This window comes from Pseudoxanthomonas suwonensis J47, assembly GCF_000513955.1.
GTDB lineage: Bacteria > Pseudomonadota > Gammaproteobacteria > Xanthomonadales > Xanthomonadaceae > Pseudoxanthomonas > Pseudoxanthomonas suwonensis_C.
In genome coordinates this window covers 1-18,888 of the sequence record NZ_AZUZ01000039.1, presented here as the reverse complement: position 1 = coordinate 18,888, position 18,888 = coordinate 1, and the positions used below count along the sequence as shown (strand labels likewise).

General features: G+C 70.1%; 15 protein-coding genes. 5 read left to right on the top strand and 10 right to left on the bottom strand.

Annotation, left to right across the window (positions count from 1 at the left end; genetic code table 11):
• Positions 1–263: transposase (locus tag M503_RS0110905; RefSeq protein ID WP_028920573.1), on the bottom strand; the 263-nt coding region annotated here is incomplete at its 3' end.
• 137 nt (positions 264–400) lie between these two features.
• On the opposite strand from M503_RS0110905, the gene M503_RS16320 reads away from it, so the two are divergent.
• On the top strand, positions 401–1,429 hold the full coding sequence (locus M503_RS16320; RefSeq protein ID WP_197017221.1) for an XRE family transcriptional regulator: 1,029 nt from the start codon (positions 401–403) through the stop codon (positions 1,427–1,429).
• A gap of 387 nt (positions 1,430–1,816) precedes the next feature.
• Here M503_RS16320 and M503_RS0110895 read toward each other — a convergent pair whose 3' ends face one another.
• The 3 genes from M503_RS0110895 to M503_RS17995 form a co-directional block, all read right to left on the bottom strand.
• Positions 1,817–3,160: a ferredoxin reductase family protein gene (locus tag M503_RS0110895; RefSeq protein ID WP_028920574.1), complete on the bottom strand. Its 1,344-nt coding sequence runs from the start codon at positions 3,158–3,160 to the stop codon at positions 1,817–1,819.
• Between the two features lie 394 nt (positions 3,161–3,554).
• Positions 3,555–3,776 (bottom strand): hypothetical protein, encoded by a 222-nt coding sequence (locus tag M503_RS0110890; protein ID WP_024869200.1) that lies wholly within the window; start codon positions 3,774–3,776, stop codon positions 3,555–3,557.
• A gap of 294 nt (positions 3,777–4,070) precedes the next feature.
• Complete coding sequence (locus tag M503_RS17995; RefSeq protein WP_428992235.1) at positions 4,071–4,763, bottom strand: copper resistance protein B; 693 nt, start codon at positions 4,761–4,763, stop codon at positions 4,071–4,073.
• Here M503_RS17995 and M503_RS17990 point away from each other — a divergent pair.
• The gene (locus M503_RS17990; RefSeq protein WP_430536860.1) at positions 4,704–5,234 is read left to right on the top strand and encodes a hypothetical protein; all 531 of its coding nucleotides are present in this window, start codon (positions 4,704–4,706) and stop codon (positions 5,232–5,234) included. The two genes, M503_RS17995 and M503_RS17990, sit on opposite strands and share 60 nt — an antisense overlap.
• On the opposite strand, the gene M503_RS0110880 is transcribed toward M503_RS17990, so the two are convergent.
• Complete coding sequence (locus M503_RS0110880; protein WP_037061202.1) at positions 5,180–6,982, bottom strand: copper resistance system multicopper oxidase; 1,803 nt, start codon at positions 6,980–6,982, stop codon at positions 5,180–5,182. The genes M503_RS17990 and M503_RS0110880 overlap by 55 nt on opposite strands.
• A gap of 119 nt (positions 6,983–7,101) precedes the next feature.
• Positions 7,102–10,563, bottom strand: coding sequence for a hybrid sensor histidine kinase/response regulator (locus M503_RS16315; RefSeq protein WP_028920577.1), 3,462 nt, complete (start codon positions 10,561–10,563; stop codon positions 7,102–7,104).
• 175 nt (positions 10,564–10,738) lie between these two features.
• Here M503_RS16315 and M503_RS0110870 point away from each other — a divergent pair, with 175 nt between their 5' ends.
• From M503_RS0110870 to M503_RS0110860, 3 genes are read left to right on the top strand one after another with little or no spacing between them, the layout of a single operon-like run.
• Positions 10,739–12,121: an MFS transporter gene (locus tag M503_RS0110870; RefSeq protein WP_051414548.1), complete on the top strand. Its 1,383-nt coding sequence runs from the start codon at positions 10,739–10,741 to the stop codon at positions 12,119–12,121.
• Positions 12,118–14,505, top strand: coding sequence for a GH36-type glycosyl hydrolase domain-containing protein (locus tag M503_RS0110865; RefSeq protein ID WP_051414547.1), 2,388 nt, complete (start codon positions 12,118–12,120; stop codon positions 14,503–14,505). The genes M503_RS0110870 and M503_RS0110865 overlap by 4 nt, the downstream gene beginning before the upstream one ends.
• Positions 14,502–15,014: a gluconokinase gene (locus M503_RS0110860; protein WP_028920580.1), complete on the top strand. Its 513-nt coding sequence runs from the start codon at positions 14,502–14,504 to the stop codon at positions 15,012–15,014. Before M503_RS0110865 ends, M503_RS0110860 begins: the two co-directional genes overlap by 4 nt.
• 31 nt (positions 15,015–15,045) lie before the next feature.
• Here M503_RS0110860 and M503_RS0110855 read toward each other — a convergent pair whose 3' ends face one another.
• The 4 genes from M503_RS0110855 to rpmB form a co-directional block, all read right to left on the bottom strand.
• Positions 15,046–16,431 carry an FAD/NAD(P)-binding protein gene (locus tag M503_RS0110855; RefSeq protein ID WP_028920581.1) on the bottom strand — a complete coding sequence of 462 codons (1,386 nt, stop codon included), beginning with the start codon at positions 16,429–16,431 and terminating at the stop codon, positions 15,046–15,048.
• Positions 16,432–16,468: 37 nt separating this feature from the next.
• Entirely contained in the window at positions 16,469–17,884 is a 1,416-nt protein-coding gene (gene cls, locus M503_RS0110850) for a cardiolipin synthase (protein WP_028920582.1), read from the bottom strand.
• A gap of 138 nt (positions 17,885–18,022) precedes the next feature.
• Positions 18,023–18,187 (bottom strand): 50S ribosomal protein L33, encoded by a 165-nt coding sequence (rpmG, locus tag M503_RS0110845; protein ID WP_024869209.1) that lies wholly within the window; start codon positions 18,185–18,187, stop codon positions 18,023–18,025.
• Positions 18,188–18,200: 13 nt separating this feature from the next.
• Positions 18,201–18,437, bottom strand: coding sequence for a 50S ribosomal protein L28 (gene rpmB, locus M503_RS0110840; RefSeq protein ID WP_024869229.1), 237 nt, complete (start codon positions 18,435–18,437; stop codon positions 18,201–18,203).
• Between the last annotated feature and the right edge of the window lie 451 nt (positions 18,438–18,888).

Sequence of the window (18,888 nt, the reverse complement as noted above, 5' to 3'; positions counted from 1 at the left end):
CATTTTTTTCGGACGATCTCCTTCATCCCGTCGATGACCAGCATCTGCTCGGCCACCAGCCGCTTGAGCCGGGCGTTCTCGGACTCGAGGTCCTTGAGCCGGCGGGCATCGGGCACGTCCATGCCGCCGAACTTGTTGCGCCAGCGGAAAAAAGTCTGCTCGGTCAGGTTGTGCTTCTTGCACAGCGCCTTGATCGGCATCGCGCCGGTTTCGGCCTCGCGCAGGATCGAAATGATCTGCTCGTCGGTAAATCGCTTCTTCATGGAGCTCTCCTTGCCTGTTAAGGGTAGAGAACTCACCAGCCAACTGGCTACACGATCCGTCTCAGGTCAGGACGATCGCGCAGGCGATGAAGGGCCGGACGTCGACTTTGACATCACGCCAAAGCAGCTGTGAGCCGATGGACGCGTCTTTCAACCCCTCGCGGCTCACGCTCGCGCGCCAGCGCGCGAAGCTGAGCAAGAAGGAGCTGGCCAAGCGCGCACAGATTGCGTTGAGCTCGCTCGGCAACTACGAGGACGGCGCACGCGTGCCGCCACCAGAAGTCGTGGCCCATCTGGGTAGCGCAACTGGCTTTGCGGTGGATTTCTTCTACGGGAACGACTTCGAAGTGCCGAGCCCGGAGAATGCGAGCTTTCGTTCGTTCTCGCGAATGACTTCCGCCCAGCGTGACGCCGCGCTGGCGTCAGGGGCCATTGCTTTTGCATTGGGCGACTGGTTGGCATCGAGGTTCAATTTGCCTCCGGTTGATGTGCCGGACTTGGAGGGCGTTGAGCCCGAGGCCGCAGCCGACCTGGTGCGTGCGCAGTGGGGCTTGGGCGTGCTGCCAGTCAAGAACGTCGTGCACCTGCTCGAGTCGCGGGGCGTGCGCGTGTTTTCATTGGTGGAGGATTCGCGCGAGGTCAATGCTTTCTCGTCTTGGCAGGGCGGCGCGATTCCATACGTTTTTCTCAACACCGTGAAGTCATCCGAGTCCAGCCGCTTTGACGCAGCCCATGAGTTGGGTCATCTGGTCTTGCATCGCCATGGTGATCCAAAAGGCAAAGAAGTCGAACAGCAGGCCAATGAGTTCGCTGGTGCATTCCTGCTCCCTCGTCTGGAGATGCTGGCGTTGGCCGGACGCTGCCGCACGGTGGCCGACATAATGAAGATCAAGAAGTGCTGGAATGTATCGGCCATGGCACTGGTCTACCGCTTGCACCGAGTAGGTGTGCTCACCGACTGGCTGTATCGGTCGATGTGCATTGAGCTCAGTCGTAAGGGACTTCGCACGCAAGAACAAGACAGCGCTGAGCGCGAGGGTTCTTTGGTCATCAGGAAGGTTTTTGACGTCATGCGCCATCAAGGACGGGGGCTTCGGGAGATCGCCCGAGAATTGCGCGTTCCAATTGAGAGCTGCACAAGCTGTTATTCGGCCTCACTTCTGTAGCTCTAGGTACAGACAACCCCAATCCTGTGCGAACAGCCCAGCGACGTGGTCACTTGTCACTTGTCGGTTCGGGAGACTAGCTGGCGCTAGTGGCCTATGACCGCTACTGTCCGGGTGCAGGCGTATCTTCGTGGGCTGCATGGAGTGACTTGATGTCTTCTTGCCCCATCGCATCCGTGTTGTTGGCGAGTCCGCTGACGGCCCGGCTGGCCTGTATGCTTGTGTTTCCAGCACAGTCCACCAGCGTACGCTGGAGATCCAGATTGCATGTGAGTCAGATTGTGAGTCCTTGTAGAAGACCACATTGACTAGCTGAAGTTAATTCAATGGGTTAGCACGCTTGTGTGGGGCTGGTGGGGCCTGGGAGCCTTCGCCACGGTCGCCGGTTCAGCGCATCTCGAACATCTCCTGATGGAACGCTTCCTGCGGCAGGCCGTGGGCGACCAGGTCGGCGCGCAGGGAGTGGCCGAAGTCGGCCGGCCCGCAGAACCACACGCTGGTTTCCTTCCAGCCGGGCACCCGCTGGCGCAGGCGTTCGCCGGTCAGGCGTTCGCTGTCGGGGCCGCAGAACAGGTGCAGGGTGACGCCCGCCGCCTCGCAGTCGGCGCGCAGCTTGCCGATGGCCACCGGGTCGAGGACGCTGCTCGGGTGGAACAGGTCGATCGGCCGCGGGTCGTGCTGCCGGTTCCGGGAAAGGAACTTCAGGCGTGCGATGAACGGGGTAATGCCGATGCCCGCGCCGATCCAGAGCTGGCGCGGACGCGCGTCGTCGAAAGTGAAGCACCCGTACGGACCTTCCACCTTGACCCGGTCGCCGACACGCAGGCGCTGCGGCAGTTCGCGGGTGTGGTCGCCGAGGGCCTTGGTGATGAAGGTGATGTGTCCGTCCGCCGCATGCCAGGCCGAGGCCAGCGTGTACGGATGTGCGCCTTCCTCGGGATTGGACGTGGCGAACGCGAACTGCCCGGGCTTGTGGCCCCGCCACCCTTCCTCCATCCGCAGCGTGGTCTCGAGCACGCCCAGCGCGGGATAGCGCTGCAGCGATTCGACCACGCCATGTGCGGTGCGCCTTGCACCCGTGCGTCCCAGCAGGATCCACAGCGCGGACACCGTGCCGCTGGCGAGCAGTGCGGCCAGTGCCCACCCCACCGGCTGCGTCCAGTAGGCGAACTTCGCCAACACAAGCGCATGGAAGACCAGTACCAGGTAGACCACCGCCATCCAGCGGTGCGTCTTCGCGAACCAGCGGTAGGGAAAGCGCTTGAGCAGCGCCAGCACCAGCAGCGCGACAGAGATGTAGAAGGCCCATTCGCCGAGGTCCTCGGCGAGCCCGCGCCAGCCGCGCAGCGTCGACTCGACGATCCCCAGCGAATCGTCCGGCGCCCGCGGCTTGCGCGGCGGACGCACCAGCCAGCCCCAGCCCACGGCCCACTTGGTGCCCTGCGCCCACAACCAGTGCACCGTGGCGGTGGCCAGCGCGGCGATGCCCAGCCACTTGTGCAGGCGGTAGAGCTTGTCCAGGCCGCCGAGGCGCGGTTCCAGCCACATGGGACGTGTCGCCAGCACCATCGCCAGCGACATCACGCCGATGGCCAGCACGCCGCTGTACTGGACCCAGACGGTGCGGAAAGCGAAGTAGTCCCGCTGCGCAGGCCAGAGCGTGTCGGCCAGCAGCCACAACACGCTCAACACCAGCAGGAAGACCCAGAAAGTCCACGCGATCCTCTTCATCCCTGCATGCTCCGTGATCGGAAACGATGCCCGCGGTGCGGGCGACGAACCGGTACTGCAGGTGCGCCGGGAAGCGCGATCGAACATGCGCCGATTCAACCGTGTGCGGGACCGCCACGACCGGCCGCATGCGGTCACCGTCCGGTGCAGTGGCCTGCCGATGGCGATCATGCACGCCGGGCGATTCCCACACCACCAGTCTGGCCCTGCCCTGCGTGACGGGCATTGATCCAGAGCAAGCATCGCGCTGGCAGGAGACGGGCGGACCGGTTGGGACAGCCATCCGGCAAGCTTCCAGACGCACCATGCGTGGACCCGCTTGGCGCAGCTGGTCGAGGCGTGGGGAGCTGTACCGGAAAATCCCGGGTGCCGGCCGTCCTTCGGACGACGCTGCCTAGTGGCCCGGCGTGCAGGTCGCCACCAGCACCGGGCGTTCGCCGAGCAGGCGCATCTCGATCGAGGTGTCGGCGTCGTGGATGTCCGCCTGTACGGAGGCGATCAGGCGCGCGGTGCGCATGGCCTGGTCGTAGCTGGGGAACCAGAACAGGGGATTCTCGCCCTGGAACACGCGCCAGCCTTGGGCGCATTCACGCAGGGAAATGACGGGCTCGGCCATGACGGGCCTCCGGGGGAGGAGCCTTACCTGTGAGGCCAGCTGCCCCGCATCCTTGCGGGACACGCGTCGGGAAGTACTGCCTGGGCCATAGGCCGGCGCCGCGCGTTGCTGGCGACACAGTATCGGCCGGAACGCCGGCCGAGCCTATCGGATCAGTGCGCGCGCTGGGGTAAGAAAAGTCTGACATCTGGTCCGGCGCCCAGGCTGCGGGCGGCCTGCAGCGCTCCGGCGCCGGTGGTGGCGCAGACGTAACCGGCGGGAGATGGAGAGCAGGAATCGTTGTTGCGGCTGGTCTCAGAACCACCAGCGCACGCCGACCACCCAGCGCGTGTCGCTCACCGGTTCGCCTTCGCTGCGGCGGTAGTCGGCGGTGTTGCCGAAGCTGCGTTCGTGGACCAGGCCGATGTAGGGCGCGAAGCGCCGGTCGAGCTCGTAGCGCAGGCGCAGGCCCGCCTCCGCCGTGGAGAGGCCGGAACCGGTGCCGCGCCGGGCATCGTTGCGGCCATGCAGTTCCACCTCGACCAGCGGCTGCAGCACCAGGCGGCTGGTGAGTGGCAGCTCGTACTCCACCTCCGCCCGCAGCGCGCTGTGGCCGTGCTCGCCGAGGTAGGCGGTGGCGCTCAATTCGAACTTGTACGGCGCCATGCCCTGAACGCCGATCGCCGCCCAGCTCTGCGACGGCCCGGGCTTGAAGTCGTGGCGCACGCCGGCCAGCAGGTCCCACCAGGCGCTGAGGCCGCGCCCGTACAGCACCTCCAGGTCGGCCGAGGCGGTGTGGCCATGCTCGCGCTCGCCTTCGCTGCGCAGCCACAGCCGGTGCACGTCGCCGCCGATCCAGGCCTTGCCTTCCCAGGCCTGGCCGCGCCCGGGATCCGCGTCCCAGGCTTCGAAACGGTTGAAGCGGACCAGGCTATGGATGCCGCCGCCATGGACATGCGCGTGCGCCAGCGGCGGGAACGCGGCGGCGCGATCGGCGTCGGTCGGCACGGGGATGGGCTCGACGGGCGCACCCGGCGCCATGGCATGTCCGGCGTGCGGATCTGTCGCGGCGGCGCCGGCGGGCGCAGGCATGTCGTGGCCGGCGTGGCCTGCGTGACCAGCGTGGGAGTTGCGCGCCGCGTGCGCGTCATGCGGTTCGTGCCCGGCATGCCCGTCGTGCGCGGAGCTCGCGGCGTGCTGGTCATGCGCGTTTTCCGCGGCATGGCCCGCATGCGAATCATGCATGTCGTGCGCTGCATGCGCATCGTGACCCGCGTGCGGCGCCTTGGCCGGACGCGGATTCGATGTGCTTTCCGCTCCCGCATGGCCGACATGCGGGTGGTGTGCATGCGACTCCTGCGCCAGCGCAGCCGACGGCGCGAGCGCCAACGCGATGCACAGCGCGAGCGTGTTGGCGGCGCGGCTCATGCCCGCTCCTCCACGCGCACCTCGCGCATCATTCCGCCCTCCATGTGGTAGAGCAGGTGGCAGTGGTAGGCCCAGCGGCCGAGCGCGTCGGCGCGCACGCGGTAGCTGCGGCGCGTGCCCGGCGGCATGTCGATGGTGTGCTTGCGCACCTGGAACGCGCCGTCGCCATCCTCCAGATCGCTCCACAGTCCGTGCAGATGGATGGGGTGGTGCATCATCGTGTCGTTGACCAGCACCACGCGCAGGCGCTCGCCGTAGTTGAGGCGCAGCGGCTCGGCCGAGGCGAACGGAATGCCGTTGAACGACCAGGCGAACTTCTCCATGTGCCCGGTCAGGTGCAGCTCGACCTCGCGCCCCGGCTCGCGGCCGTCGGGATCGTCGAACAGGCTGCGCAGGTCGGCGTAGGTGAGTACGCGGCGGCCGTTCCCGCGCAGGCCCACGCCCGGATCGTCCAGGCGCGGTCCGGTCGGCGAGGACTGCATGTCCACCAGCGGATTGCCGGCCTCGCTGGCCGGATGCACCACCGGCTTCGCGGCACCATGTCCGGCGTGCGCGCCATGCATCGCCGCGCCACATCCGCCCTCGGCCATCATCGCGCCGCAGCCGCCTTCCATGCCCTTGCCGGCATCGTGGCTGCCATGGTCGCCATGCGCCATGTCCTGCATCGTCAGCAGCGGCCGCGGATCGGGCGCCGGTACCGGTGCCGCCAGCCCCGGCTGCACGGCGAGCGTGCCGCGGGCGAAGCCGGTGCGGCCCATGTCCTGGGCGAAGATCGTGTAGGCGTCCTGCCCGGCCGGTTCGACGATCACGTCGTAGGTCTCCGCTGCGCCGATGCGCAGCTCGTCCACCGTCACCGGATGCACGTACTGGCCGTCGGCGGCGACCACTGTCATCTTCAGCCCGGGGATGCGCACGTCGAAATAGGTCATCGCGCCGGCGTTGATGAGGCGCAGCAGGACCTTCTCGCCGGGGCGGAACAGACCGGTCCAGTTGCCTGCCGGCGGCAGGCCGTTGAGCAGGTAGGTGTAGGTGTGGCCGTTGACGTCGGACAGGTCGCTGGGCGTCATCCGCATCCGGCCCCACATGCCGCGGTCGGCGAGGGTCGCGCGCCAGCCGTCCTCGCGCACGTCGCGCAGGAAATCGCCGGCGGTGCGCTTGTAGTGGTTGTCGAACGACGGCGCCTTCTTCAGGCGGCGGAACAGCGCGGCCGGTTCCAGGTCGGTCCAGTCCGACAGCAGCAGCACGTGCTCGCGGTCGTAGTGGTAGGGCGGGGGCTGCAGCGGGTCGACGATGATCGCGCCGTACAGGCCGGCCTGCTCCTGGAACAGCGAATGGCTGTGGTACCAGTAGGTGCCAGACTGCTTCAGGGTGAACCGGTACAGCCACGACTCGCCCGGAGCGATGCCGTCGAAGCTCATGCCCGGCACGCCGTCCATGTTCGCCGGCAGCAGGATGCCGTGCCAGTGCACCGAGGTCGGTACCCCGGCCAGCCGGTTGGCCACGCGCACGCTGACTGTGTCGCCTTCGCGCCAGCGCAGGATCGGCGCCGGCAGGCTGCCGTTGACGGTGATTGCCTGGCGCTCGCGCCCGGTGATGTTCACCGGGCTGGCGCCGATGGCCAGGTCGAACGCGCTACCGCGCAGCTCGACCGGTGCGGCCGCATTCGCGGCATGCGCTGGCAGTCGCAGCAGGCCGCTGCTGGCCAGGCCGGCGAAAGCCATGCCCTGCACGAAGCGGCGCCGACCCGGCGAAGCAGGCCCGGAAACGGATGGGATGGACGGACGCAGGGGACGGGTCATGCCGGACAGGATGGGTGACGGAGCGGGGCGGCGCCAGCGAACAGCCACCGCCAGGCGGCGCGACAGGCGCGGGGGCCCATTGCAAACCCTGAAGCGACCCCAGGGTCAAGCGCGCCGGTTCAGGCGCCGGCGTCCGCCCGTTCGGAGGTGCCGACCTGCGCGGCCAGCCACGCGCGCAGCGACGCCGGCTTCACCGGCTTGGTGAGCAGGCGGTAGCCGCGCTGGCGTGCCTGCCGCTTGAGCTCGTCGCGGCCGTCGGCGGTCAGCAGCGCACCGGGGATGCGCCCGCCGGCCGCGCGCAGGGCATCCAGCGTGTCGAGGCCGTCGAGGCGGTCGTGCAGGTGGTAGTCGACCAGCATCGCCTGCGGCGCGCTGTCGGCCATGCGCGCCAGCGCCTCGTCCACCGTGCTGGCCGTGATCGCCACCGCCTGCCAGCGCGACAGCAGCACGCGCATGCCGTCGAGGATCTCGCTGTCGTTGTCCACGCACAGCACGCGCAGCCCGGCCAGCGAGCCGGACGTGGGCAGGCCCGCGAGCGGCCGCACCGACGCGGCCGGCAGGGCGTCGACGCGCGGCACGGTGATCGAGAACATGCTGCCGCGCCCGACCTCGCTGTGTGCGTCCAGGCCGTGCTCGAGCAGGCGCGAGATGCGCTGGCAGATCGACAGGCCCAGGCCGAGGCCGCGCTCGCCCCAGTCGAACGGCTGCTGGTAGCGGTGGAACTCGTCGTAGATCTGGCGCATGTGCTGCTCGGGGATGCCCGGGCCGGTGTCCCAGACCTGCAGCACCGCGGCGCTGCCGCGCGCGCGCATGCCCATCACGATCCGCCCCTGGCGGGTGTAGCGCAGGGCGTTGGCGAGGAAGTTCTGCAGCACGCGGCGCAGCAGGCGGCGGTCGCTGCGCACCGGGCAGCTGCGCGCGTGCACGCGCAGGTCCAGGCCGCGGCCGGCGGCGACCGGGGCGTACTGCGCGGCCAGGTCGCGCAGTAGTTCGGCGGCGTCGAACACGGTGATCTCGGCCTGCAGCGCGCCGGTGTCCAGGCGCGAGACGTCGAGCAGGCCGTCGAGCAGCTCCTCGGCCGCGCGCAGCGAAGCGTCGACGCGTTCGGCGAGGTGGCGCTGTTCCTCCGGGTCCTGGCGCCCGTCGCGCAGCGCCGAGGCGAACAGGCGCGCGGCATTGAGCGGCTGCAGCACGTCATGGCTGATCGCGGCCAGGAAGCGGGTGCGCGACTGCTGCGCATGCTCCGCTTCGCGGGTGCGCTCGGCCACGCGCTGTTCCAGGGTTTCGTTGGCCTCGCGCAGCGCCTGTTCGGCGTGCTTGTAGGCGGTGATGTCGTTGTAGCTGGTGACGTAGCCGCCGCCGGGCAGGGCCTGGCCGCGCATCTCGATCACCGTGCCGTCGCTGCGCACGCGCTCGAACACGTGCGGGGTGCCGGCGCGCATGTGCTCGATGCGCTTGCGGATGTGCTGTTCGATGTTGCCTTCGCCCAGTTCGCCGCGCTCGGCGTTGTAGCGGATCAGGTCGGCGACCGGGCGGCCGACGTAGAGCATGCCCGGCGGGTAGCCGAACATCGACTGGTAGCGGCCGTTCCACGCGACCAGGCGCATGTCCGGGTCGACCACGCTGACGCCGGCGCTGATGTTCTCAAGCGTGGTGGAGAGGATCTCGCGGTTGAAGCGCAGCTCCTGGCCGGCCTCGTCCAGCAGCGCCATCACCTCGCTCAGGTGCATGCCGGAGCCGCGCAGCACGCTGGTCAGCACCAGGCGCGCCGAGGCGGCGCCGATCGATGCAGCCAGCAGGCGCTCGGTGAACTGGATCCAGGCGCGGTCGGCGGCCGCGGTGGGCTGCAGCTCGCGGCCGAGGGTCACGGCCTGGTCGGCGAAGGCACGGCGGGCATGGCGTTCGCCGACGATGCGGATGGCCAGCGCCTGCAGGTCGCCGATGCTGACCGTGCCCGGCCACTCCACCGGCGCAAGGGTCTGGCGTTCGGCGTACGGATCCAGGAACGGGGCGATGCGCAGGCGCTCGTCCACGCCGGGGCGCCAGCGCGCCGAGACCACCATCATCACGCCGCTGTTGAGCAGCAGCGACCAGAACGTGCCGTGGGTCAGCGGATCCCAGCCGCTGAGTCCGAACAGCTGCTGCGGCCGCAACCACTGCAGGCCGAACGGACCGGCCTCGATCCACGAAGGATCCAGGTGGCCGGAGTTGGACAGTGCCGGCAGCAGCAGGGTGTAGATCCAGGTGGCGAAGCCGGCGAGCAGGCCGAACTCCACGCCACGGCGGCTGGCGCCGCGCCAGTACAGGCCGCCGATCAGGCCCGGCGCGAACTGGGCCACCGCGGCGAAGGCCATCAGGCCGTAGGCGGCCAGAGTGGTGTCGCCACCGACCCAGCGGTAGTAGCCGTAGGCGCACAGCGCCAGCAGCAGGATCGCCAGGCGGCGCACCCACAGCACCAGCGAGGCCACGTCCGCGGCGGCATGGCGTTCGCCCCAGCCGCGACGCAGCAGCAGCGGCATGACCAGGTCGTTGCTGACCATCGTCGCCAGCGCGATGCTGGCCACGATCACCATGCCGGTGGCCGCCGAGAACCCGCCGACGTAGGCGGCCAGCGCCAGCGCATCGCGGCCTTCGGCCAGCGGCAGGGCCAGCACGAAGGTGTCGCTCGACACGTGCCCGGCGGGGCCGAACAGCACCACGCCGGCGGCGGCGATCGGCACCACCATCACCGAGATCACCAGCAGGTAGCCGCTGAACATCCAGCGCGCCTTGCGGATGTCGGCCACGTCGCCGCACTCGACTACCGCTACCTGGAACTGGCGCGGCAGGCAGACGATGGCCAGGAAGCTCAGCAGCGTCTGCCCGACGAAGCCCACCGGCGGCGCCTCCTGGAACAGCGTTCGCGCCGAGTCGGCGATGTGCAGGCGGTTGCCGCCCATCCAGCTCCAGGCGAACACGCCCACGGCGACCATCGCCACCAGCTTGACCAGCGACTCCAGGGCGATGGCCAGCATCATGCCGTGGTGGTGCTCGGTGGCGTCGACCTGGCGGGTGCCGAACAGAGCGGCGAACAGCGCCATCAGCAGGGCCACGTACAGCGCCGGGTCGGCGGCGATGTCGACCTGCTCGGCGTCCCTGCCCGACAGCACGGTGAGGCTCATCGCCACGGCCTTGAACTGCAGGGCCACGTACGGGATCACGCCGACCAGCGCGATCACCGTGACCAGCGCGGCCAGCCGCCGCGAACGGCCGTAGCGGGCGGAGATGAAGTCGGCGATGGAGACGGTGTTCTGGCTGCGGGCGATCAGCGCCAGGCGCTCGATGATCCGCCAGCCGAACAGGAGCAGCAGCACCGGGCCCAGGTAGATCGGCAGGTAGCCGATGCCGTTGCGCACCGCGCTGCCGACCGCGCCGTAGAAGGTCCACGAGGAGCAGTACACGGCCAGTGCGAGGCTGTAGACCACCGGCCGCAGCCACGGCCGGTCGGGGTACATCGGTCGACGGTCGCCCCACCACGCCACCGTGAACAGCAGCGCGGCGTACCCGACCGACACCAGCAGCAGGGTCCAGCTCGGAACCAACGGGTACCTCCTCCCTTGGACGCCCGAGTGTACTGCGGCGCATGGCCGGAGTGCGGCGCACGCCCTTGCCTGCGGGCCCCCGGGCCGGCAATCTCGACAACGCTGTCAGGCAGGCGAGGGTACGGGCAGGCGATGGTCGCCGCGGCCGGCCATTGCCATTCCAGGGCGAGGGACCATGGGCCACGAACGGACCGGGACGGACGCGGGCGGCACCGATGTGCGCCTGCCGCTGCGCGAGAAGGTCGGCTACGGCATCGGCGACTTCGGCTTCAACCTGTACTGGGCCAACATCTCGGCCTTCCTGCTGATCTTCTATACCGACGTGATGGGCCTGGCCGCCGCCGCGGTCGGCACGATGATGCTGGTGACCAAGGTGGTCGACGCGGTCACCGACCCGCTGATGGGCGCGATCGCCGACCGCACGCGCAGCCGCTGGGGCCGGTTCCGCCCCTGGCTGCTGTTCGGCGCGCTGCCGCTGGCCTGCGCCGGCATGCTCACCTGGACCGTCCCCGATTTCGGTCCCGGCGGGCGCCTGGCCTGGGCGTACGCGACCTTCACCCTGATGATGCTGGCCTACACCGTGCTGGCGATGCCGTATTCGGCGCTGTCCGGGGTGATGACCGGCGACAGCCAGCAGCGCACCACCCTGGTCAGCTTCCGCTTCATCGCCGCGTTCGCCGGCACCACCGTGGTCAACTGGCTGACCCCGGACCTGGTGCGCTGGCTTGGTGGCGGCGACGACGCGCTGGGCTGGCAGCTCACCCTGGGCCTGTACGGCGTGGTCGCGGTGGCCTGCTTCGCCACCGTGTTCGGCACCACCCGCGAACGCATCCAGCCGATGACGGTCGCCAGCCACGCCGTGCGCCAGGACATCGCCGACCTGCTGCGCAACCGGCCGTGGCTGGTGCTGTTCGTGCTGGCGCTGGTCATCATGGTCACCATCGTCATGCGCAGCGGCACCCTGGTGTACTACCTCAAGTACCACGTCGAGCGGCCGGAACTGACCGGGCTGTTCCTCGGCACGTATTCGGTGGCGCTGGCGGTGGGTGCGGCGTCGACGCCGCTGATGACCCGCTTCGTCGACAAGAAGCACCTGCTGATGGGATTGATGGCCGGGGTCGGCGTGCTCAGCTGCGCGATGTACCTGGTGCCGCCCTCGTCGGTGTGGACGATGCTGGGGATGAACATCGCCATCGGCCTGCTGCTGGGGCCGAAGTCGCCGCTGGCCTTTTCGATGTACGCCGACTGCGCCGACTACACCGAATGGAAGACCGGGCGCCGCGCCACCGCGATGACCTTCGCCGCGGCGACGTTCTCGCAGAAGCTCGGCGGCGCGCTGGCCTCGGCGGTCATCGCGTGGGTGCTCGCGGGCATGGGCTACGTCGCCAACCAGGCGCAGACCGACGCCTCGCGGCTGGGCATCGCCCTGCTGCTGACCGTGATTCCCGGCGTGGTCGCGCTGCTGGCGGCGGCGGTGATGCTGGCCTATCCGCTGGACGGCCGCGCGCTGGCGCGGATCCAGCACGAGCTGGACGCGCGGCGGGAGGCGGCGGCATGAGCGCAGCGGTGACGATGCCAGGTCCCTGCCGCTTCGAGGAAGGCGGCCGCCGGCTGGTGCTGGACAGTCCCACCGCCATGCCGAACGCGTCCACCTTCCTGTGGAACCGGCGCATGCTGCTGCAGCTCAACTGCCGCGGCTACGCCACCGCGCAGTTCATGCAGCCGGAGCCGGCCAAGTACGCGCACGCGCCGGTGCTGGAGGCGAAGACCTTCATGCAGCCGGAGCAGCCGTACTACGCGCACCATCCCGGCCGCTTCTGCTACGTGCGCGACGAGGAGAACGGCGCGCTGTTCTCCGCGCCGTACGCGCCGGTGAACCGCACGCCCGAATCCTTCGCCTTCTCCGTCGGCCTGGCGGACGCGCGCTGGACGGTGCGCTGCGACGGCATCGAAGTGGAACTGGGCGTGTCGCTGCCGCCGGACGAGGTGGCCGAGCTGTGGACGCTGCGCGTGCGCAACGTCTCCGGGCGCCGGCGCCGGCTGAGCCTGTATCCGTATTTCCCGGTCGGCTACATGTCGTGGATGAACCAGTCCGGCGCCTACCGGCCGGACCTGGGCGGGATCGTGTGCAGCAGCGTCACCCCGTACCAGAAGGTCGCCGACTGGTTCCGCCAGCGCGAGTTCAAGGACCTGACCGTGCTGCTGCACGAGCGCGTGCCCGACGCCTGGGAAGCCCAGCAGTCCGCGTTCGAGGGCGCAGGCGGGCTGCACGCGCCGGATGCCATCGTCCTGCGCGAGACCCTGGCCGGTGGCGATGCGCTGTACGAGACGCCGGCGGCGATCCTGCAGTACCGCGTGTTCCTCGAGCCCGATGGCGTGGAGGAGTTCCGCTTCCTGTTCGCACCGGCGCATGACGAGGCCGAGGTCGCGGCACTGCGCGCGCGGCACCTGTCCGCGCAGGCATTCGCCGCCGCGGCCGAGGCCTACGACGAATACCTGCAGGACGCGCGCGGTTGCCTGCGCATCACCACGCCCGATCCGTGGCTGGACGCCTTCGCCAACCACTGGCTGCCGCGCCAGGTCTTCTACCACGGCGATTCCAACCGCCTGACCACCGATCCGCAGACCCGCAACTTCCTGCAGGACCACATGGGCATGGCCTACCTGCGCCCGGCTACGGCGCGGGCGGCGTTCCTGCACGCGCTGGCGCAGCAGGAGCCGGGCGGGGCGATGCCCGACGGCATCCTGCTGGTGGAAGGCGCCGAGCTGAAGTACATCAACCAGGTGCCGCACACCGACCACTGCGTATGGCTGCCGGTATTCCTGCAGGCCTACCTGGACGAGACCGGCGATGCCTCGCTGCTGCGCGAGGTCGTGCGCGACCGCACCGGCGAGGACGCCGACGTGGCCACGCGCCTGGACCGTGCGATGCGCTGGCTGCTGGCGCAGCGCGACGGACGCGGCCTGAGCTGGATCGCCCAGGGCGACTGGTGCGACCCGATGAACATGGTCGGCTGGAAGGGGCGCGGCGTCTCCGGCTGGCTGTCGCTGGCCAGCGCGCATGCGCTGCGGCTGTGGGCCGGCATCTGCGCGCGCCATGGCCGCGAGGCCGAGGCGGCGGAGTTCGAGGCTGGCGCGCAGGCCTTCAACGCGGCGATGAACCGGCACCTGTGGGACGGCGACTGGTACGGCCGGGGCATCACCGACGATGGCGTGGCCTTCGGGGTGCACGTCGACGGCGAAGGGCGCATCTACCTCAACCCGCAGAGCTGGGCGATGCTCAGCGGCGCCGCCGACGAGGCGAAGCGAACGCGCCTGCTCGCAGCGGTGGACGCACAGCTGGTCTCGCGCTGGGGCGTGGCGATGCTGGATCCGCCCTACACCGGCATGCGCGAGGACGTCGGCCGGCTGACCCAGAAGTTCCCGGGCTCGGCCGAGAACGGCGCGGTGTACAACCACGCTGCCGCGTTCTACCTGCACAGCCTCTACCACGTCGGCGAGGCCGACCGCGCCTGGCGCACGCTGCGCGCGATGCTGGCCGGCCCGGATGCGCAGGACTGCGTGCAGCGCGGCCAGCTGCCCGTGTTCGTGCCCAACTACTACCGCGGCGCCTGGCGCCTGCATCCGCGCACCGCCGGCCGTTCCAGCCAGCTGTTCAACACCGGCACCGCGGCGTGGCTGTACCGCTGCCTGGTCGAAGGCCTGTTCGGGTTGCGCGGCGAAGGCGACGGCCTGCGCATCGCGCCGCAGCTGCCTTCGCACTGGCCACGCGCGCAGGCGCTGCGGCGCTTCCGCGGCGCGGAGCTGGAAGTGGAGATCGAGCGCGTCGCCGGCGTGGCCGCGCCCCGCGTCACGGTGGATGGCCAGCTGCTGGAGGATGGGCTGCTGCGCACGGTGGAAGCCGGTCGCCGCTACGCGGTCCGGGTGGATCTGCCGGCATGACGACGCCGGAGGTGGCGATCGTGATGGGGGTGTCGGGCAGCGGCAAGACCACGCTGGCCCAGGCCGTCGCCGCGGCATGGCCGGCCACCTTCCTCGATGCCGACGATTTCCACAGCGCGCGCGCGAGGGCGCGCATGGCCTCCGGGCAGCCGCTGACTGACCGCATGCGCGCGCCATGGGTGGCGCGCATCGCCGCGGACCTGGGACGACGCGTGGATGCCGGCGAGCGGGTGGCGCTGGCCTTCTCCGGCCTGCGCCGGCGCCATCGCGACCGGCTGCGCGCCACCGGCCTGCCGCTGCGCTTCCTGTTCCTGCAGGGCGACGCGCCGCTGATCGCCGCGCGCATGTCGGCACGGAGGGGCCACTACATGCCGGTGTCGTTGCTGGACAGCCAGTTCGCCACGCTGGAGCCGCCGCTGGACGAGGACGACGTGGTGGCGATTCCCGTCGGGCTGCCGACGGCCGAACAGCTGCGCCTGGCGCTGGCCGCGCTCGACGCATCGGATTGACTCGGCCGGCGCGTCGACGCGCCGGAACCGATCAGGCGACGGCGGCCTGCGTCGCGATGAACGCGCGGGCGATGGTCTCGGCCTGCACGCGCAGCTCGGGCACGGCGATGGTTTCCCAGGCTTCGCCGATGCGCAGGCTGCCGATCACGCGCAGGTCCTCGTGCGGGCGCCCGTTGGCGTCGAGCAGCCGGCCCTCGGCATCGACGTCCAGGCCGATGCCGTGCGGACCGGGACGCGCGTGGCCTTCGCCCAGCAGCTGTTCCAGCAGCGGGTTGCGCATGGCCTGCACGCGCAGTTCCAGGCCGGTGGCGTTGATCACGTGGTCCACGTCCAGCACCAGGCTGCGCCCGTCGCGGGTGCGCGCGGTCAGCTGCACGCAGCGCTGGCCGGCCACGGCCATGTCCAGGCGGCCGCGGTGCAGGACCAGGCGCCCGTCCGCGTACCAGTCGGCCAGGATCGCGCCGACTTCCGGGGCGATGCGGTGGCGGTGGATGTCCCAGTAGCGCACGGCATGGCGCAGGAAGCGGCGCTGCTCGGTCTCTCCGAGCGAACGCCACAGCGCCTGGCCATGCGGGCGCAGCCGCTCCATCACCGCCTGCCAGGGCAGGCCGCGGGCGGCGGCGTCGCGCATGCCCTGGCGCAGGCGGCGCAGGCGTTCGCGCACGCCCAGCGGGTGCAGGGCATCGACGTCGAAGGCTTCGTCCACCGCGTGGCTGGTCGAATGCGCGCGCGGCAGCATCGCGTGGCGCGAGAGCAGGTGGATGCGCCCGCGGTGGTCGTTCGCCTCCAGGGTGAGCAGCACGTCGACCATGCTCAGGCCGGTGCCGACGATGCACACGTCGGCGGCCGGATCGATTCCGGCGATCCCGGCGTAGTCCCAGGCGTCGACCAGGCGCGGCCGCGCCAGCGCGCCGGAACCGCGCACCGGCAGCGGGCGCTGTGCGTTGCCCACGGCGAGGACCACGCGTTCGGCCACGGCCGTGCCCTGCGCCGCGGACAGGCACCAGCCCTCGGCCTCGCGGCCCAGCGACTCGATGCGCCAGGGCAGGACGTCCAGCGAAGCCGGGCTGGCCTGGCGCGCCTCCTCCAGCCGGTCGGCCAGGTAGCGGGCGTAGTCGCGGCGCGGCGCGTAACCGTGCGCCAGCGCTTCGCGCGAGGCGCCGGCGTGCTCCGGACGGGCGGCGAACCAGTCCAGGAAGTCGGACGGGCGGTCCGGCAGCGCGCTCATCCGCCCGGTGGGCACGTTGAGCAGGTGCTCGGGGCGGTGCGTGGAGTAGGCGATGCCCTCGGCCAGGTCCGGCGAGGGCTCGAACACCGCGATCCGCAGGGGGGCGGTGGCCTGGCGCAGGTGCTGGATCGCGGCCAGCGTTCCGGCGGCGGCGCCACCGACGATCGCGATGTCGAAGCGGGCTTGCATGGGCCGATTCTACCGGCTGGCCCCGCCAGGCGGCGGCCTACATGAACGAGTCGGCCAGCCGCGCCAGGCCCTCCAGGCTGCGTTTCCAGGCCGGCCGGCGCTGCCACTGCTCCAGCGACAGCTGCTCCGAATGCAGCAGGTAGTCCTCCTCGATCCGGTGCATCCGCCGCACCACCTCGCGGTCGTAGCACAGCAGGCCGATCTCGGCGTTCAGGTCGAAGGAGCGGATGTCCAGGTTGATCGAGCTGACCAGCGCCACGGCATCGTCCACGCTCAGGTGCTTGGCGTGCAGGAAGTGCGGCTGGTACAGCGCGATCTTCACCCCGGACCGGAGCAGTTCCTCGTAGTAGGACTGCTGGGCGAGCAGCAGCAGGCGCTGGTTGTTGGTGGCCGACAGCACCAGCTGCACGTCCACCCCGGACAGCGCGGCGATGCGCAGCGCGCTCAGGGTGGCGTCGTCGGGCACGAAGTACGGCGTCGTCAGCACCAGCCGGTGCTGGGCGAGGTGGATCAGCGAGGTCACCGTTTCGCCGGCGTTGCCGAACGGGTAGGCCGGCCCGCTGGGCAGCAGCTGCGCGGCCACGTCCTCCTCGTGGACCGGGCGCACCGGCGAGACTTCCAGCATCTGCCCGGTCTCCAGGTACCAGTCGCTGGCGAACACCGCCTCCAGGTGCGAGACGATCGGGCCGCGGCAGCGCGCCACCAGTTCGCGGTTCGGATGACCGGGCACGAAGACCGCGTCGGCGAGGTTCTGCGAACCGACGTAGCCGACATGGTCGTCGATCACCGCGACCTTGCGGTGGTTGCGCAGGTCCATGCGGCTGCTGCGGCGCCAGCGCAGGCCGCCGGGCATCATCCGTTCGACCTCCACGCCGGCGGCGCGCAGGCCGGCGGCAAAGCGCCGGTAACCACGCTTGGCCCCGACCGCGTCCAGCAGCAGCCGGCAGCGCACCCCGCGCCCGGCCGCGCGCGCCAGCGCATCGGCCACCGCCTGGCCGACCGCGTCGTCGAACATCAGGTAGTACAGCAGGTGCACGCGCACCTTCGCCGCATCGATGTCGGCGATGAGCCGGGCGATCGAGGCGTCGTAGTCGTCGAGCAGGTCGATCCCGTTGCCGCGCACCGGCATGAAGTCGCCCAGGCGCTCGACCAGCGGCGCGGTCTCGGCCGCCGGCCCGGTCGGCGGTGGCTGCCAGCGCAGCGCGCGCTGCGGCCGCTGGCCCTCGCGGATCGCCTGCGAAGCCTGGTCCTGGCGCTGGCGGCGCTGCCGCGACAGCCACGGCTGGCCGAGCAGCAGGTACAGGGGCAGGCCCACCAGGGGCAGGAAGAACGCGAGCAGCAGCCAGCTGCGCGCGGCCGCCGGGGTCGAGCGGCTGGGGATCCACCACAGCGCGGCCAGGCGGACCAGCCAGTCCAGCGCCAGCAGGAGTGTGCCGAAGGACCAGTCGCTCATCGGGGCGCCTGCATGGCCGGGACCGGTCGATTCTGCGGGCTGTCGCCTGCCCCGGCAAAGCCCTTCCCGGGCCGGCGGGCGGGCAAAAGAAAAGCCCGCCGTGAGGCGGGCTTTCCCGGAACAAGCGGAGGCGACCAGTTACTTGATCTTGCCTTCCTTGTAGATCACGTGCTTGCGGATGGTCGGATCGTACTTCTTGATCTCCATCTTGTTCGGCGTGTTCTTCTTGTTCTTGTCGGTGGTGTAGAAGTGGCCGGTGCCGGCCGAGGAGATCAGGCGGATCTTGTCGCGCTTGGATGCCATGGTCGATTACTCCTCAGATCTTCTCGCCACGCGCGCGCAGCTCGGCCAGAACGGAGTCGATGCCGTTCTTGTCGATGGTGCGCAGGGCAGCGGTGGAAACACGCAGCTTCACCCAACGGTTCTCGGAGGCCACCCAGAAGCGGCGCTCGTGCAGGTTGGGGAGGAAACGGCGGCGGGTCTTGTTGTTTGCGTGCGAGACGTTGTTGCCGGTCTGCACGCTCTTGCCGGTGACTTGGCAAACGCGGGACATACGCACCTCGAAAGGTCTGGTGTCGCCCATAGCCCGGGAGACGGCGGCCCCGCGACCGTTCCCTCAAGGGAAAGGCGCACGCGATGCGGGAGGGGGTTCGACTGCGGTGGCGGCCCCGGATCGCGTTCCCGGGCCGCCGGTCCGGGTCACGGACGCAGCGAGCCGTGCATTATGCAGGGCCAAGTGCCTGATTGCAACCGGGTTCCCGCCCGGAAGCCCCTCTCCCATCGGGAGAGGGGTTGGGGAGAGGGTCGGTGCCCCTGCGCCGCTGGCCACCCGACCCTCACCCCTGCCCCTCTCCCGGAGGGAGAGGGGAACAAGAGCGAAGCCACGACCTGGAAGCGCCCGAAGACGCGGTAGCGCGGGGGTATGGCGCAAGCAGGCCATGGATGGCCTGCGTTCGCGCGTTGGAGCCATGGATGGCGGAACCGCGCGATGCGCCATACCCCCG